We start from the raw sequence: 14,506 nt of genomic DNA on the forward strand, positions 1-14,506 counted from the left end.
GGACATGGCACAGTTAAACAGTTTAGACGCTAAAGTGGTGTGGATTACGGGGGCATCTTCAGGGTTAGGTGAAGCACTGGCCAAAGAATGTGCTTTACAGGGGGCAGAGGTCGTACTCACGGCAAGACGTTTTGACGAACTCGAGAAAGTTCGTGTCGGACTGCTGAATCCAGATCAACACATTTCCATTTGTGCGGACATTACCGACGAAGCTCAAGTTCGCCATGCCTATGAGCAAGTGCTACAGAAAAAAGGTCGAATTGATTGGTTGATTAATAATGCGGGTTTAAGCCAACGTGCCTTGATTGCTGACACCAGCATGCAGACTGAACGCGCGATTATGGAAGTGGATTATTTCTCACAAGTGTTTTTAACCAAAACCGTTCTACCGACATTTTTAGCACAAAAATCTGGACGTATTGCTTTTGTTTCGAGTGTTGCAGGCTTATTGGGGACGCAGTACCGTGCCAGTTATTCAGCAGCCAAAGCAGCCATTCATATGTGGGCAAATAGCCTGCGTGCCGAAGTGGCCAATGAGGGCGTAGATGTATCGGTGATTTTCCCAGGCTTTGTTAAAACCAATGTCTCGTTTAATGCTTTAAATGGCGAGGGTAAACCACAGGGTCATCAAGACGAAGCGATTGAAAATGGTCTAGAACCCGATATTTTTGCGCAAACGGTGGTGAGTGCTTTGCTTAAAGGTGAAGAATACATTGTAGTCGGTGGTCGCAAAGAGAAAATGGGGGTTCTGGTGTCTCGTTTATCGCCTACAACGTTGTATAAAATGATTCGTAAGATGAAAGTGAAGTAAATTGAAAAAGGCAGGAGGAACGTCTCTTCCACCTGCCTTTTTGGGGATGTTGTTCCCATATCCCATCCCCCCATGTATTGATAGGGGAGCCGCACTGCACTACTTACTGATTTTATTTAAATAGTTTAAAAACAATTCCGCATTTTTCCCACGCACTTGCCAAGACATACAGCGCACACCACCGCCCATATGACAGACATTAGAAGACTGTACTGGAACAACAGTCCGTTTGGTTACACTACGAATTTGCTTTAACGCGACAGCATCTTCTTTAATCCCAAATTGCGGGAAGTAAATCCGTTCAGGCGTGACGAGCATGTTGGTGTATAAACCACATGCAGAACCAAATTTTTCATCGTAGATTTCGCTGCCATCATAAGGGGTGATGATTTCGCGAATTTTAACATTGGGAATGCCGCGCTTTAAATCTGCTTTGAGTTGCTTGGCATAGTCGGGATCTTCAGGGTAAGAGTTAATCACCAATGTATTTTGGTCGACAAAGCTTACTACGCCATCGGCATGTTCCAAGCCCCCTTGTTCATCGGCTTCAATAAACGCAATCTGCTTTGCACCTGTTAGAGCCATGAGTTCTTTACGCGCTTCGCTTTCGGTGAGCTTGTTATCCGCTAGAAATTTGGTGCTGAGGACGACATTGCCATAACCATCTTCCACCCAGTTTCCGCCATCATTCAATAGTTTGCTTTGCGTAAACTGTAAGCCAGCCTTTTGGCTGTAGTATTTAAACTCGTCTTGTACTTCATCTGAAATGGCCTGACCTTTTTTAGCGCCACCTTGTCCTGCCGCCGTGTAGCGGAACATGACGGGTTGAGCTGGATTAGCGCTGGTGAAGTCGCGCATCCAAATGTCATGCATCGGTGCGATGGCCACATGCTTTTTGCCCAAGGCTTTGACATAGTCGGGGTAGAGGCCTTTGTCCGTCAGAACAACGACATTGTCTCCATTTTTAATAATTTTTTTTGCATAATCGACGTGAAAATCAAAAATATCATCAATCATTTTTGCATAGTACGCATCATTACTTTGAGGCGATGCCAGTACAATTAATTCAGCTTTGGCTACAAGTGGAATCATGCTGAGTACAGCCATACTTATTTTCATTGCTAAAGATTTCATTATCTGTGACCTATTTACAGTGTAGGTAATGTCCATTTTTATTGTGTTCAGTGTAGAGAATTATGCTCTAGTGAGCAATCTACCGTCCGAATGTACGATAGAAGGTGAGCGAACATGAGCTATTTTGAACGCTCATGCTGTTTGAGTTTAGTGAATGGATGATTGGTCAATAGTCGCTGTTTAAGGATTTTGAATGGCAGTCCCATAAGCAAAGACTTCGACCATACCGCCTTGCATGCCCATTTCTGTGGTCGCCAGTCGCATACAAGCAATATGCGTTGCGCCGTGTTTTTCCGCTTCAAGTTTGAGTCGGACGATGGCTTCACGACGGGCACGATCGACAACACTTTCATAGCTGGTGAGTCTACCCCCAAAAAAGTTTTGCACGGTCGCCAGTACATATTTGAAATAATCATGAGAAATCACAACATTGCTACTGATCATGTGCCCAGACTGCTCGAAGCTTACTTTGCGTAAATTACCCACGGTAATGTAGGCAAGACGCTTCTCATTCTGTTCAAGCTCCGCCAAATGTTTACGTTCATTGTAGCGACCAAAGCCAAAACCGACGCTAAAGAGCACCGCAAAGATCACGAGTTGGAAAACTAAACTTTCCATTGCTTAGGCCTGTGTTGGAAATGGGTCGGGAAGATGGTTGTCTAACGGTGTGACACGGACCGCAGTGCCATAAACAAATAACTCAGATGCACCTTGGGCAATGTTAGAAGTTGAAAAACGAATACCTACAATGGCATTGGCCCCTAAGCCTTGTGCTTTTGCAAGCATACGATTCATGGCTTCTTGGCGGGATTCTTCTAAAAGTTCGGTATAGGCAGTGAGCTCACCACCAACAATATTTTTTAACCCTGCCAAAAAGTCGCGCCCGACATGTTTACTCCGAACCGTACTGCCATAGACCACATCCAGTTGTTGAGAAATGCGATGTCCAGGAACAGACTCAAGGTTACTTAAAAGCATAATGTTCAATATTCAAATGATTTGATTATCTTTGAAGATAGGAAAAAGCCCAGCAAAAAGCAATAAAAAAGCCCACCGAAGTGAGCTTTTGATGTTGCAAAGCTTAGTTTGCTGTTTTGTTGTATTTCACATCTGAAGAAGAAGGCTGTTTCACCACTTGATCCGTCGTGTTGGCTTTAACGCCGCCACCGAGGGTTTTATACACTTCAACTTGATTGTTTAAGTTTGCTTGTTCAAGCAATAACAACCCTTGTTCCGCCGAGTACGATGTACGCTGTGCATCAAGTACGGTGAGGTAGTTATCAATACCTGCACGGAAGCGGGCCGTTGAAAGTTTATAAGTGGTGTTGGTTGCATCTACTAGACGACGCTGCGCTGCTAGACGGTCACCAATATTTTCACGTACTGCCAAGGCATCATTCACTTCGCGGAAAGCGGTTTGAATGGTTTTTTCATAATCTGACAATGCAATTTTTTGGTCAGTTTCTGAAATCTTCACATTGGCACGACGTGTGCCCCAGTCAAAGATTGGAATATCCAAGCTTGGGCCAAGTGACCATACAAAGGCACCTGATTTAAACAAATCGCTTAAATCTGTCGATGCATAACCTGCCGTACCCGTTAAGCTGATGGTTGGGTACAACTGTGCTTTTGCCGCACCAATGTTGGCACCCGCAGCAGACAATTGATATTCCGCAGCACGGACATCAGGACGGTTATTCAACAAGTCGCTTGGCAAGCCCGCTGTCAACGCCGTACTTTGGGTAATGCGTTTCACAGGTTGAGGAGACAATAAGTTTGCAGGAACAGGCTGACCCACCAACAGGTTGAGTAAGTTCTGTGCTTGTGCAAGTTGAGTCTTGTAGTTCGCAACGTCATTACGTGCGGTTTCAACAGAAATTTGCGCTTGGCGTACAGGAACTTCGCTGTCGATACCTACATCAAAACGTTTTTTGTTCAGATTGTACGACTCAAGCTGTGCTTTTAAGGTTTGGTCTGCCAGTTTTAAATTGGCATTGGCAAACGAATAGCTCAGCCATGCTTGCGCAACCTGACCAATCAACGAAATTTGAGTTGCATCACGCGCACTTTGAGTCGCTAAATAGCTGTCTAAAGCATTGTCTTTTAAGCTACGAACACGACCCCAAAAGTCTAACTCATACGCAGTTACGCCAAGGCCAACATTATACGTTGTGATTGGCTTATTCGAGCTGAGTGTATCTTGGCGAAGCACACTACCACTTGCACCAATGGTTGGCAGTTGGTTGTTTTCGCTAATTTGATACGCTTGCTGAGCACGTTGAATATTTAAAGTCGCCGTACGGAGGTCACGGTTATTGGCTAGTGCTAACTCGATGACTTGGACTAAACGCTGATCAGCAAAAAAGTCTTTATAGCCTTGTTCTGCAACAGATGGACCTGTCGTTGAACCAATATATCCTGTTGGGATATCCGCTTGAGCGACGGGTTCTGGACCACGCATGCTTTGACATGCAGTCAAAGCAAGCGCAAGTGCAGATACCGCAATGCTACGACCTGAAATAGACCATACTTTTTGCATCACGATGTTTGCTCCTGATTATTTTGTTTCTTAGGTTTGTATTTGAAAATACTACGAATCCAAACAAAGAATACTGGAATGAAGAAAATACCCAACAGTGTAGAACTAATTACACCACCAAGGACACCAAAGCCTACCGAGTGTTGACTCCCTGCACCAGCACCTGTTGAAAGGGCAAGCGGAAGGACACCAAAACCGAATGCAAGGGTGGTCATGATAATTGGGCGTAAACGCATTTTTGCAGCATGAAGGGTTGCATCAAACAAGTCTTCGCCTTGTTCTTGCAACTCTTTTGCAAACTCTACGATCAAGATCGCATTTTTCGCAGAAAGACCAATCACGGCAACAATCGCAACTTGGAAGTAGATGTTAAACGATAAGTTTGGATCGCCCTTAATGATCATACCTAACCATGTCAATGCAAATGCACCAAGAATACCGAGTGGTACAACCAGCAAGACTGAAACAGGGATAGACCAGCTTTCATACAATGCGGCAAGACATAAGAAGACGATAAGCATTGAAAGAACAAGCAGCGGACCTGTTTGATTACCCGAATCACGTTCTTCTAAAGATAAACCTGTCCATTCATAGTCGAAACCTTGTAAGCCCATAGACGGTAACTTGCCAATAATTTCTTCCATCGCGAGCATCGCATCACCCGAACTTACGCCCGGTGCTGGAGTACCTTGGATGTTTACAGAAGATACACCGTTATAACGCTCTAGACGTGGTGAACCATAAGTCCATTCGCCTGTTGCAAACGCTGAGAAAGGAACCATCGTGCCACTACTATTACGCACATACCACTTGTTCAAGTCTTCAGGCATCATACGTGTATTCGCTTCACCTTGGACATATACCTTTTTCACACGGCCACGGTCAACGAAGTCATTGATATAGGTACCACCCCAAGCCATGCTCATGGTTGTATTGATATCCGCAATGCTGACACCCATTGCACCCGCTTGCGCTTGATCAATATTGATTTGGTACTGAGGTGTATCTTCTTGACCATTAGGACGGACGCCTGCAAGACGTTTGTCTTGTGCAGCCATACCTAAAATAGCATTACGTGCAGCAATCAATTTCTCATGACCTTGACCACTTGCATCTTTCAACTGGATGTCAAAACCAGCCGACACACCTAACTCAGGCATTGCAGGTAATTGTAATGGCATGATGTAAGACGCATCTTTAATCATGTTCAATGACATGCCGCGTTGAATGATGGCACCAATTTGCGACTCAGGTGTCGTACGCTCACTCCAGTCCTTCAGTTTAATAAAGGCAAGACCCGCGTTTTGACCGACACCTGTGAACGAGAAACCAGAAACTGTAAAGATCGACTCTACATGCTCTTTTTCTTTATTCAGGAAGTAATCCGTCATGCTAGACACGACTTTGTCTGTACGTTCAAGGCTTGCACTTGGTGGAAGCTGAACTAACGTCATGACGACACCTTGGTCCTCATCTGGTAAGAATGAAGAAGGTAAGGCTTTATACAGACCGAATAAACCTGCAAGCACCAGTAGATAAACCACACCAGAGAATAGTTTATGGTGTGTCATGCGGTTGACACCGCCTTGGTATTTCACGGCAACTTTTTCAAAGCTACTGTTAAACCAACGGAAGAATCGCGCAAAAATATTATTACTTTCTGGCTTGTTTGCATCATGTTGTTTTAACAAGGTTGCACACAGGGCAGGGGTGAAGGTTAATGCCACGATCAGTGACAAAATCATTGCGGTAACAAGCGTAATCGAGAACTGACGGTAAATAACACCCGTTGTTCCCGCGAAGAATGCCATCGGTACGAATACTGCGGTTAACACACTGGTAATACCGACCAAGGCACCAGAAATCTGTTGCATTGATTTTTCAGTTGCAGCCACAGGGTCGAGGTGTTCTTCTTGCATGACACGTTCGACGTTTTCCACCACAACAATCGCATCATCGACCAGAAGACCAATGGCCAAGACCATCGCAAACATAGTGAGCGTGTTGATTGAGAAACCGAAGATGTTAATGACCGCAAATGTACCCAATACAACCACTGGAACAGCCAATGTTGGAATAACCGTGGCACGCCAGTTCTGTAAGAATAAGAACATGACAATGAACACCAACACGACAGCTTCAATTAATGTGTGTACAACACTTTCAATCGACAGCTTAATAAATGGTGTGGTGTCATAAGCCAGTTGATCTTTTAAACCATCTGGATAGTTTTTACGTAGTTCATTTAAACGTTCTTCAACAGCCGCAGCAGTATCTAGTGCATTAGCGCCTGTTGCTAGTTTAATTGCGACACCGCCCGCAGCTTTACCATTAAATTTAGAGTCAAATTGATAGTTATCTGAACCGAGTTCAACACGCGCAACATCACCCAAGCGAACTTGAGCACCTGAAGCCGTATTTTTTAGAAAAATATTTCTAAATTGTTCAGGGGTTTGCAACATGCTTTGAGCATTCACCGTTGCATTCAGCACTTGACCTTGCACAGATGGTGCACCGCCTAACTGACCTACCGCCACTTGCGAGTTTTGCGCATTAATCGCAGCTGCAATATCAGTTGGTGTCACTTGTAGGCTGGTCATTTTGGCAGGGTCTAGCCAAATACGCATCGCGTATGAACCACCAAAGACTTGAAGTTCACCCACACCTGCAACACGGCTAAGCGGTTCAGAGATGTTTGAGTTTACATAGTCTTTAATGTCTGACGCAGATAGGCTTCCATCTGGAGAGTAAAATGCAAGAACCTGCATAAAACTCGCACCAGATTTGGTGACTTTTACACCTTGACGTTGCACATCTTCAGGTAAAAGCGCCGTTGCCGATTGCAGTTTGTTTTGTACTTGAACTTGAGCAATATCAGGATCGATGCCTTGTTCGAAGTTCAAGTTAATAGACGCTTGACCATTACCCGCACTGTTTGAAGAGATATAACGTAGACCATCCAGACCATTCATTTGTTGTTCAATGATCTGAGTGACTGTGTTCTCAACAGTCTGTGCAGAAGCACCCGGATAAGTTGCAGAGATTGTCACCGTGGGCGGTGCAATCGTCGGATATTGGGCAACTGGCATTTTTGTCAGCGTGAGAATACCCGCCAACATAATGACCAGTGCAATCACCCACGCAAAAATGGGGCGATGAATAAAAAATTGAGCCATTCAGTCTACCCCTTATGCGTTTGAAGTAGCTTTTTGTTCAGTTTTTGCACCAGCTTCTGTCTTTTTAGCATCCGTTGTTGGAGCTTGAGGTGCTGCTGCTTTAGGTTGATACGGCTTCGCAACAACTTTCTGTTCAGCTTTAACTTTAGCTATTCCGTCAACAATAACTTTTTCACCTGTTTTAAGGCCTTCAGTCACAATCCAGTCTTGGCCTTGAATACCAACTGTGGTGATTTGACGAGGCTCTACGATGCCTTTGTCATTCACAATCATTGCCATCGCTTGACCTGTTGGTGTGCGAGTCACTGCAATTTGCGGCACTAACATCGCATTCGGGATTACGCCTTGAACGATTTGTGCATTGGCAAACATACCAGGAAGCAACAAGTGATTCGGGTTCGGGAACACCGCACGAATCGTCACAGTTCCTGTATCTGGGTTGACACTGGCATCAGAGAACGCTAAACGGCCTTCGATTGGATAGTCACTGCCATCTTCTAGTTTCAGCTTCACACGCGTGTTGTTACTGCTGTCTAAGCTACCTTTACTCAATTGTTGACGTAAACGAAGAAGTTCAGAACTCGATTGGTTGATATCAACATAGATCGGGTCTAAACGTTGAATCGTCACCAATGGTTCTGTTTGGTTTGCAGTCACCAAAGCACCAGCTGTAACTGTAGAGCGGTTGGTTTGACCTGAAATTGGTGAGCGGATGGTTGAATAACCTAAGTCCACTTCAGCATTTTTAACTTGTGCACGTGCTGCTGCCACTTGTGCCTCAGCGACATTTACTTGACCCACTAAGTCGTCATAGTCTTGTTTCGCAACAGCATTGCTTGAAACCAGTTGTTGATAACGATTTAGTTTAGTTCTGAGCGTGCTTAAATTTGCTTCTTGTTGTAATAATGCTGCTTTGGCATTATCAAATGTTGCGCGGTTTGTACGAGAATCAAGTTCATAAAGTGCCTGGCCTTCACGTACATAACTGCCTTCCGCAAACAAACGTTTTAGAATGATTCCACTCGTTTGTGGGCGAACTTCAGAGATTTCAAATGCCGTGGTTCTGCCAGATAACTCTACTGATTGTTCTACATTTTGCGGTTGTGCAACAATGACACCGACTTCAGTAGGTGGCATTTGTTGAGAAGCGCCAGCTTGCTGCGCATCCTTTGGGTCTTTGCTACAACCAACAAGTGCAATACTCGTTGCTAATGCGCAAGCGGTAAGGGCTGGGGCCCAAAGCTTTGCCGACATCATTGTTCCACCTCGATTAGATTCTTATCTAAAAATAATTTGTATTTAATTGGGTATATCTGCCACACAAGATGTAAAGCAGTGAAATCCAGATAATACTAATGCTCCAACCTGCGAGAACGTCGGACGGAAAATGTACTCCAAGATAGACTCTTGAAATTCCCATCATCAGCATCCATAAAAGAGCAATGCATACAACATAACGATGTGCAGGAAATGGTCGACTTAAGAAAATGGCAAGACACGCCAAAGTGGCAGCATACATACTGTGCGCACTCGGAAAGGAAGCACCATAGCTCGTTACTAGGTGAAACATTTCTGGTGGGCGTGGTCTTGAAATTAGAAATTTAAGTAGCCAAGCAGAAGCAATACTTCCAACAACGCCTAAACCAATAAAAACAACATCTCTATACTTTTTATACCATGCACGATGGAAACACCATAGAGTGGTTAGAAATAATACAAACGGCATGCCACCGAGTGCTGATAAAAGTATTGCAAGTTTATCTATAGGCTCAGTTCTTAATGTGCTGAAATATTCGACCATCGCCAGATCTAAAGCGGTGAGTGGTTGAATGCTTAGAGCTAATACACTGATTATAAATAAAATAATACCGATAAAAAGCAACAAGTAAGGCATGCTGGAACTCGTGTCATTTCAACCGATTTAAGCGCGGTTATTTACTGGGTTAAAGTGTACTCATCAGTACACTTTAATTCAAGTGTTGATTAATCATGTATAAAATTTTGTTTACAGTGTAACAAGAGCTCAAAATCGGTACAAAATCATTTTGTATGGTGTTTTGTATTGTTCGAACTTTCCTCAACTTCAAGAGGTACTTTCGGTGGCCAAAAGAAGTCACTTGGTCGCGTTAGAAAATGGGTTAAAACCAATTTTGCTAACGGTTTCCACTGTTCAAAACGTACCCGACGTGCACGTAAAGCCACAATAATCGTGAGGGTAAAACTAACAAATAAATTCGTCAGACCAATAGCGAGTACCCCGAGGAAAGATACAATAATCAAGCCAATCTCAGGACTACCATTAATATTCATCAGACCTTGAATGAAGTTTGCAGAAGCAAAGGCAATATGGCGAATATCTAGAGGTAAACCCAAAATATAACCAATGGTTCCCATACTTCCTAACATAATCCCGAACAGAAAATTACCCGCCAACGCACCTAAGTTGCGTTCTATATAGCCTGCAAATTTATCGAGTCGTTCTTGTCCCATGATGGTTTTGAGACGAGGGTGTGCTTTTAAGCGAGGGCCGACTTTGCGATAAACCGCCATATTGTCAAAATAACCTGCCAAAAGTCCCGATAAAAACAAACAGACACCCGCAATCGCGGCATGCGGAATGGCCAAAGAAGTGAAAGGGTTTAAGTCATGTAAGACTTTCGCCGCTTTTGCATGGTTGAGTAGCGGTTCGTGCATACCAGTTGCCCATGCCCAAGTAATAAACGCGGCAACAGGGATAGCAATTGAGATATTGCCTAAAATAGCAATAAATTGCGTACGAATAATATTAATAATCAGCGCCGCCAATTCAGCAATTTGTGCTGTTTTTGAACCTTTGCGCTGTTGTACAGTTGCCGCGAGCGCCGCCGCTGTCATTGCTGGTTGTTTGGTTGCTACGGTAAAGTGCAACACATGAATCAGCATAAATCCCAATGAGTAGTTCATGCTGTAAACAAAGGCTTGCATGAGCGGCGCCATGATCATTCGTGCAGACAAGATTTTTAGAGTCGCCATGGTTGCAATGATGACACCTGCACCCGCTGCGGACTTATACATGGCTAAAAAGCCTTGTTTGTCTGTACTTACATAGTGTTCGCCCGTTTTACTGGCATTTTCAGTCACCTGCAAAGCAATCAATTCACTATTGGTCGTCAGTAAAGAGCGCACACTCCGTTCACTATAAATCGCAGCGGTAATGTCGACCAAGAGCAGGCTCACCGCTTCATAGTGTGCTTCGCCTTCTTCTACAATTAAATTGAGCAACAGTTCGACGCGGTCTAAGCATTGCTCAAGTAAGGAAATCAGATAGGTTAAACTGACACTAACCCCAATGCGTTTGGTCGCACGGCGAATTTTCAATACCACATCACGACACTGCTCAATCATGACCAGTGCTTGAGAGGCGTCGGGTGGGGCAACCACACTCGAGGTTTCAGCTTCTTGATGTGCCTTTTTATACTGTTGAATGAATTCGACAATTTCGCGGTTCTGCACTAAAAAAGGCGATTCATATTCGGTCAGCTCAGGATGCGCATTAATAAACTCTGGATATAAACCAATACCACTAATCCGATAAGACAGCACCGTAATGGCTTTAATCACTTCACTGCGAATTTTGACTTTTTCTTTTTGATTGGCATGCCCGTGATTGAGCAAGTTCAGCAGTTGTAGCCAGTCACTGTCTCGGATGTTATCGAGCCAATATTTGTCACTTCGGTTGGGGAAAACGCGACGGACTAAATCTTGTAGTTGAGTTTCGTCATTAATCAGCGGGAGAAAATGTGCCCCTAAACGCTGCGACAATTGGTTCCAGAACCCATCTAAAGACAAGATGCCTGTGTCGGCATAAAGACTGGTTTGTTTATATTGGGAAATAAGCCGCAGCACAAAGCTTTGTAAGGTTGATGCGGCATCGGGAGTGATGAGTAATGCTTGAATCAGCGCTTGAAATTTTTGATGGATTTCATCGGTTTGATACGCATCTATTGGACGAATACGCTCCACCAACTCAATTAAAAGTTGATCATTTAAAACAGCTTGAGGTTGCTCAAGCTGTTGCTGCATTTGAGAAAACAGATCATTAAATTTTATATGCATAGGCAAGTTAAAAACATTTTAAAGCATCATTTGTTATTGAATTCGATGTAAAGCCAGTTGGGTTAAATTGACCAGTGCTTGACGATATTGGCTGTCAGGTAAAGCCTGTAAGGCTTGAAGTGCGGCTTCGGTTTCTTCATGCGCCCGTTGTCGACAGTAATCGAGTGCGCCAGAACTGTTTACGATAGCAATGACTTGATCAAGATCTGCCGTTCCACCTGTCGCAATACTTCGACGAACAATGTCATGTTCTTCACCCGTTGTATTTTTCAATGCTGAGATTAACGGCAAAGTCGGTTTGCCTTCCATTAAATCATCGCCAATATTTTTACCTAATGTTTCCGCATCTGAGGTGTAATCCAAAATATCATCAATGATTTGAAAGGCATTGCCAAAGTGGCCTGCAAATAAACGCAGCGGTTCACGGTACTGCGGTCTCCCAGAAAGAATGGCAGCCCCTTCAGTTGCCAGTTCAAATAAACGTGACGTTTTACCGTGAATAATATCTAAATACGTTTGTTCTGTGGTTTCAGGCTGGTGCTGTGCTTGAAGTTGTAGTACCTCACCTTCGGCAATTTCACAAGTCCCTGTAGAAAAATCTTTGAGTAAGGTCATATCACCGAGATCGACCAACAAATCAAAGGCGCGCGAAATTAGAAAGTCACCCACCAGTACAGCGGTCTGATTGTTCCAAGTTGCATTGGCCGTTGGGCGACCACGACGTAAGCCAGATTCATCGACCACATCATCATGGACTAAGGTTGCGGTATGCAGCATTTCAATGATTGCAGCAAGTTTACGCTGGCGTTCTAGGTCTTCTGCACCACAGGCTTTGGCAGCCAATAAACACATAATGGGACGCATGCGTTTACCACCTGCTTCAACCACATGTTTACTCACCGCCATGACCAATGCCACTTTAGAGGTAATGCCTTCATTAATAAATGTGTCCATCGTGGCAAAGTCTTGAGCTACAGGGGCGAGAATATCTTGCTTAAAATCGATGGTCATTTGAAGAGCGGCCTCATCTATATAAAGTGATAAAAATCAGCATTACCAGTATTGTGTAAATAGGAATACATGTCTAAATGATTCATTTCAATCATAAATAAGACTCGCTAGTGTGCGAGACTGTATTTTACGAAGACAGTTCCTTATTTCCCCAATGTATAAGCGTACTGCATTTGTAGGCTTATTTACATTTTAAAAATCAATTCATCTATACTATAGCGGATTGATTTTAAAAATCTATTTCATTGTAAGCAAAGTCAAGCAAGAGTTGAACTGTAATTTGTTGATTGAGTTTTTCTCGATTATTAAATAATCGTTAATTTAGTCTAATAAGTTCGGCAAATCTCTTGTTGTTTGAGTCAATATCACTTAAAATCCTTGCCCTTGATTAACCCCAGTGGCGTTCGTATTAAGATCGATATCTTCCTTTATCGGCACGACGACACGGGCATGTTTGGAGTACATTATGTACGCAGTAATCCAAAGCGGTGGTAAACAGCACCGTGTTGTAGAGGGTGAAACCCTTAAAGTTGAATTGTTGAAAGCTGAAACTGGCGCAACTATTACGTTTGATGACGTATTAATGCTAGTAAATGGTGACAGCATTCAAATCGGTGCTCCAGTTGTTGCTGGCGCTACTGTAACTGCTGAAGTAGTTAGCCATGGTCGTCACGACAAAATCCGTATTGTAAAAATGCGTCGTCGTAAACACTACCGTAAACAACAAGGTCACCGTCAATGGTTCACTGAGTTGAAAATTACAGCTATTTCAGGCTAATCACGAGGAGTAATGAGACATGGCAACTAAAAAAGCCGGTGGTTCGACTAAGAACGGTCGTGATTCGAACCCTAAAATGCTTGGTGTTAAAATTTACGGTGGTCAATCTGTGACTGCTGGTAACATCATCGTTCGTCAACGTGGTACAGAATTCCACGCAGGTCAAAACGTTGGTATGGGCCGTGACCATACTTTGTTTGCAACCGCTGACGGCGTAGTAAAATTCGAAGTGAAAGGTCAGTTTGGCCGTCGCTACGTAACTGTTGAAGCGTAAGTTTTAATAGTAAGAAAAACCCACATTTTGTGGGTTTTTTTTCGTCTATTCATATTGTTAGCTTATTTTTCTTGTGTTTTTATATTTTGAAATAAAGCACCAAATACCAATAAATAGTGATGTGCATCACAAAAAATAGGTGTGTAATAAAGAAACAAAATTAAAAGAAAGGCAGACGGATATGAATAAAATAGATACAAATGTCTTGGGTAATCCAGACAGCCAGATAATGAAAGTCTCTGGTCAGAACTTAAAACAAGAACATACTCATATTAGTACTGCAGTTTCTGCTGCAATGAATCTACAAACACTTAAGCCAAACCATTGTCTACAAAGGTTTGCTATGAACGTGCTTGTTTTAAGTGCGATTTTAATGACAGCGAATACAAATGTTTTTGCAGGTTCGTGTAATTCTAATCAAGACACAGGTAGTTGTCCTGGAAGTGGAATACCAGGACCAGCAGGACCTGCAGGAGCTGATGGTGAGGATGGGTTGAGTGCATATGAAATTGCGGTCAATACAATGAGTTATAATCCTGATCCAAATAAAACTGATCTCGAAAATGAAACAGCTTGGATAGAGAGTCTTCAGGGTGCCACTGGAGCACAAGGTGAACAAGGTCTCCAAGGTGAACAAGGTCTCCAAGGTTTACAGGGTGAGCAAGGTATCCAAGGTGTAAAAGGTGAT

13 protein-coding genes are annotated in these 14,506 nt (G+C 43.4%); 4 read left to right on the plus strand and 9 right to left on the minus strand.

Annotation, left to right across the window (positions count from 1 at the left end; all coding sequences use genetic code 11):
* Window positions 1–4 precede the first annotated feature (4 nt).
* Window positions 5–811 (plus strand): SDR family NAD(P)-dependent oxidoreductase, encoded by an 807-nt coding sequence (locus PTT44_RS02920; protein ID WP_078389117.1) that lies wholly within the window; start codon window positions 5–7, stop codon window positions 809–811.
* Between the two features lie 99 nt (window positions 812–910).
* Here the strand turns inward: PTT44_RS02920 and PTT44_RS02925 are convergent, their stop codons facing one another.
* The 9 genes from PTT44_RS02925 to sdsA all read right to left on the minus strand — a co-directional run bounded on the left by PTT44_RS02925 (window position 911) and on the right by sdsA (window position 12,766).
* Complete coding sequence (locus PTT44_RS02925; RefSeq protein WP_168158192.1) at window positions 911–1,945, minus strand: agmatine deiminase family protein; 1,035 nt, start codon at window positions 1,943–1,945, stop codon at window positions 911–913.
* Window positions 1,946–2,125: 180 nt separating this feature from the next.
* Window positions 2,126–2,563 carry a YbjQ family protein gene (locus PTT44_RS02930; protein WP_168158191.1) on the minus strand — a complete coding sequence of 146 codons (438 nt, stop codon included), beginning with the start codon at window positions 2,561–2,563 and terminating at the stop codon, window positions 2,126–2,128.
* Between the two features lie 3 nt (window positions 2,564–2,566).
* Window positions 2,567–2,923 (minus strand): YbjQ family protein, encoded by a 357-nt coding sequence (locus PTT44_RS02935; protein ID WP_168158190.1) that lies wholly within the window; start codon window positions 2,921–2,923, stop codon window positions 2,567–2,569.
* Window positions 2,924–3,026: 103 nt separating this feature from the next.
* Window positions 3,027–4,484, minus strand: a complete 1,458-nt coding sequence (adeK, locus tag PTT44_RS02940) for a multidrug efflux RND transporter AdeIJK outer membrane channel subunit AdeK (RefSeq protein ID WP_058870125.1) — start codon at window positions 4,482–4,484, stop codon at window positions 3,027–3,029.
* Window positions 4,484–7,660 carry an efflux RND transporter permease subunit gene (locus PTT44_RS02945; RefSeq protein ID WP_168158189.1) on the minus strand — a complete coding sequence of 1,059 codons (3,177 nt, stop codon included), beginning with the start codon at window positions 7,658–7,660 and terminating at the stop codon, window positions 4,484–4,486. The genes adeK and PTT44_RS02945 overlap by 1 nt, the downstream gene beginning before the upstream one ends.
* 12 nt (window positions 7,661–7,672) lie before the next feature.
* Complete coding sequence (locus PTT44_RS02950) at window positions 7,673–8,917, minus strand: efflux RND transporter periplasmic adaptor subunit (RefSeq protein ID WP_168158188.1); 1,245 nt, start codon at window positions 8,915–8,917, stop codon at window positions 7,673–7,675.
* Window positions 8,918–8,942: 25 nt separating this feature from the next.
* Window positions 8,943–9,554, minus strand: coding sequence for a phosphatase PAP2 family protein (locus tag PTT44_RS02955; RefSeq protein WP_148825621.1), 612 nt, complete (start codon window positions 9,552–9,554; stop codon window positions 8,943–8,945).
* Between the two features lie 146 nt (window positions 9,555–9,700).
* A complete protein-coding gene (locus PTT44_RS02960) occupies window positions 9,701–11,755 on the minus strand; it encodes a site-specific recombinase (RefSeq protein WP_159152590.1) in 2,055 nt (684 codons plus the stop codon).
* Between the two features lie 33 nt (window positions 11,756–11,788).
* Entirely contained in the window at window positions 11,789–12,766 is a 978-nt protein-coding gene (gene sdsA, locus PTT44_RS02965) for an All-trans-nonaprenyl-diphosphate synthase (RefSeq protein WP_168158187.1), read from the minus strand.
* 466 nt (window positions 12,767–13,232) lie between these two features.
* On the opposite strand from sdsA, the gene rplU reads away from it, so the two are divergent.
* From rplU to PTT44_RS02980, 3 genes are all read left to right on the plus strand, one after another.
* Entirely contained in the window at window positions 13,233–13,544 is a 312-nt protein-coding gene (gene rplU / locus PTT44_RS02970; protein ID WP_004695441.1) for a 50S ribosomal protein L21, read from the plus strand.
* A gap of 19 nt (window positions 13,545–13,563) precedes the next feature.
* Window positions 13,564–13,818, plus strand: coding sequence for a 50S ribosomal protein L27 (gene rpmA, locus PTT44_RS02975; protein WP_004695443.1), 255 nt, complete (start codon window positions 13,564–13,566; stop codon window positions 13,816–13,818).
* A gap of 181 nt (window positions 13,819–13,999) precedes the next feature.
* Window positions 14,000–14,506, plus strand: a 507-nt coding sequence (locus tag PTT44_RS02980; protein WP_273795531.1) for a collagen-like protein, incomplete at its 3' end; no start/stop codon positions are given.

It is taken from the genome of Acinetobacter sp. Gutcm_16, assembly GCF_028649355.1.
GTDB classification, from domain to species: domain Bacteria; phylum Pseudomonadota; class Gammaproteobacteria; order Pseudomonadales; family Moraxellaceae; genus Acinetobacter; species Acinetobacter johnsonii.

Bases quoted from the DNA above. Each gene is read 5' to 3' on its own strand.
- PTT44_RS02925 (WP_168158192.1), bottom strand. From the start codon at position 1,945: ATGAAATCTTTAGCAATGAAAATAAGTATGGCTGTACTCAGCATGATT.
- adeK (WP_058870125.1), bottom strand. From the start codon at position 4,484: ATGCAAAAAGTATGGTCTATTTCAGGTCGTAGCATTGCGGTATCTGCA.
- PTT44_RS02935 (WP_168158190.1), bottom strand. From the start codon at position 2,923: ATGCTTTTAAGTAACCTTGAGTCTGTTCCTGGACATCGCATTTCTCAA.
- PTT44_RS02920 (WP_078389117.1), top strand. From the start codon at position 5: ATGGCACAGTTAAACAGTTTAGACGCTAAAGTGGTGTGGATTACGGGG.
- rpmA (WP_004695443.1), top strand. From the start codon at position 13,564: ATGGCAACTAAAAAAGCCGGTGGTTCGACTAAGAACGGTCGTGATTCG.
- PTT44_RS02930 (WP_168158191.1), bottom strand. From the start codon at position 2,563: ATGGAAAGTTTAGTTTTCCAACTCGTGATCTTTGCGGTGCTCTTTAGC.
- PTT44_RS02955 (WP_148825621.1), bottom strand. From the start codon at position 9,554: ATGCCTTACTTGTTGCTTTTTATCGGTATTATTTTATTTATAATCAGT.
- PTT44_RS02945 (WP_168158189.1), bottom strand. From the start codon at position 7,660: ATGGCTCAATTTTTTATTCATCGCCCCATTTTTGCGTGGGTGATTGCA.
- PTT44_RS02960 (WP_159152590.1), bottom strand. From the start codon at position 11,755: ATGCATATAAAATTTAATGATCTGTTTTCTCAAATGCAGCAACAGCTT.
- sdsA (WP_168158187.1), bottom strand. From the start codon at position 12,766: ATGACCATCGATTTTAAGCAAGATATTCTCGCCCCTGTAGCTCAAGAC.
- PTT44_RS02950 (WP_168158188.1), bottom strand. From the start codon at position 8,917: ATGATGTCGGCAAAGCTTTGGGCCCCAGCCCTTACCGCTTGCGCATTA.
- rplU (WP_004695441.1), top strand. From the start codon at position 13,233: ATGTACGCAGTAATCCAAAGCGGTGGTAAACAGCACCGTGTTGTAGAG.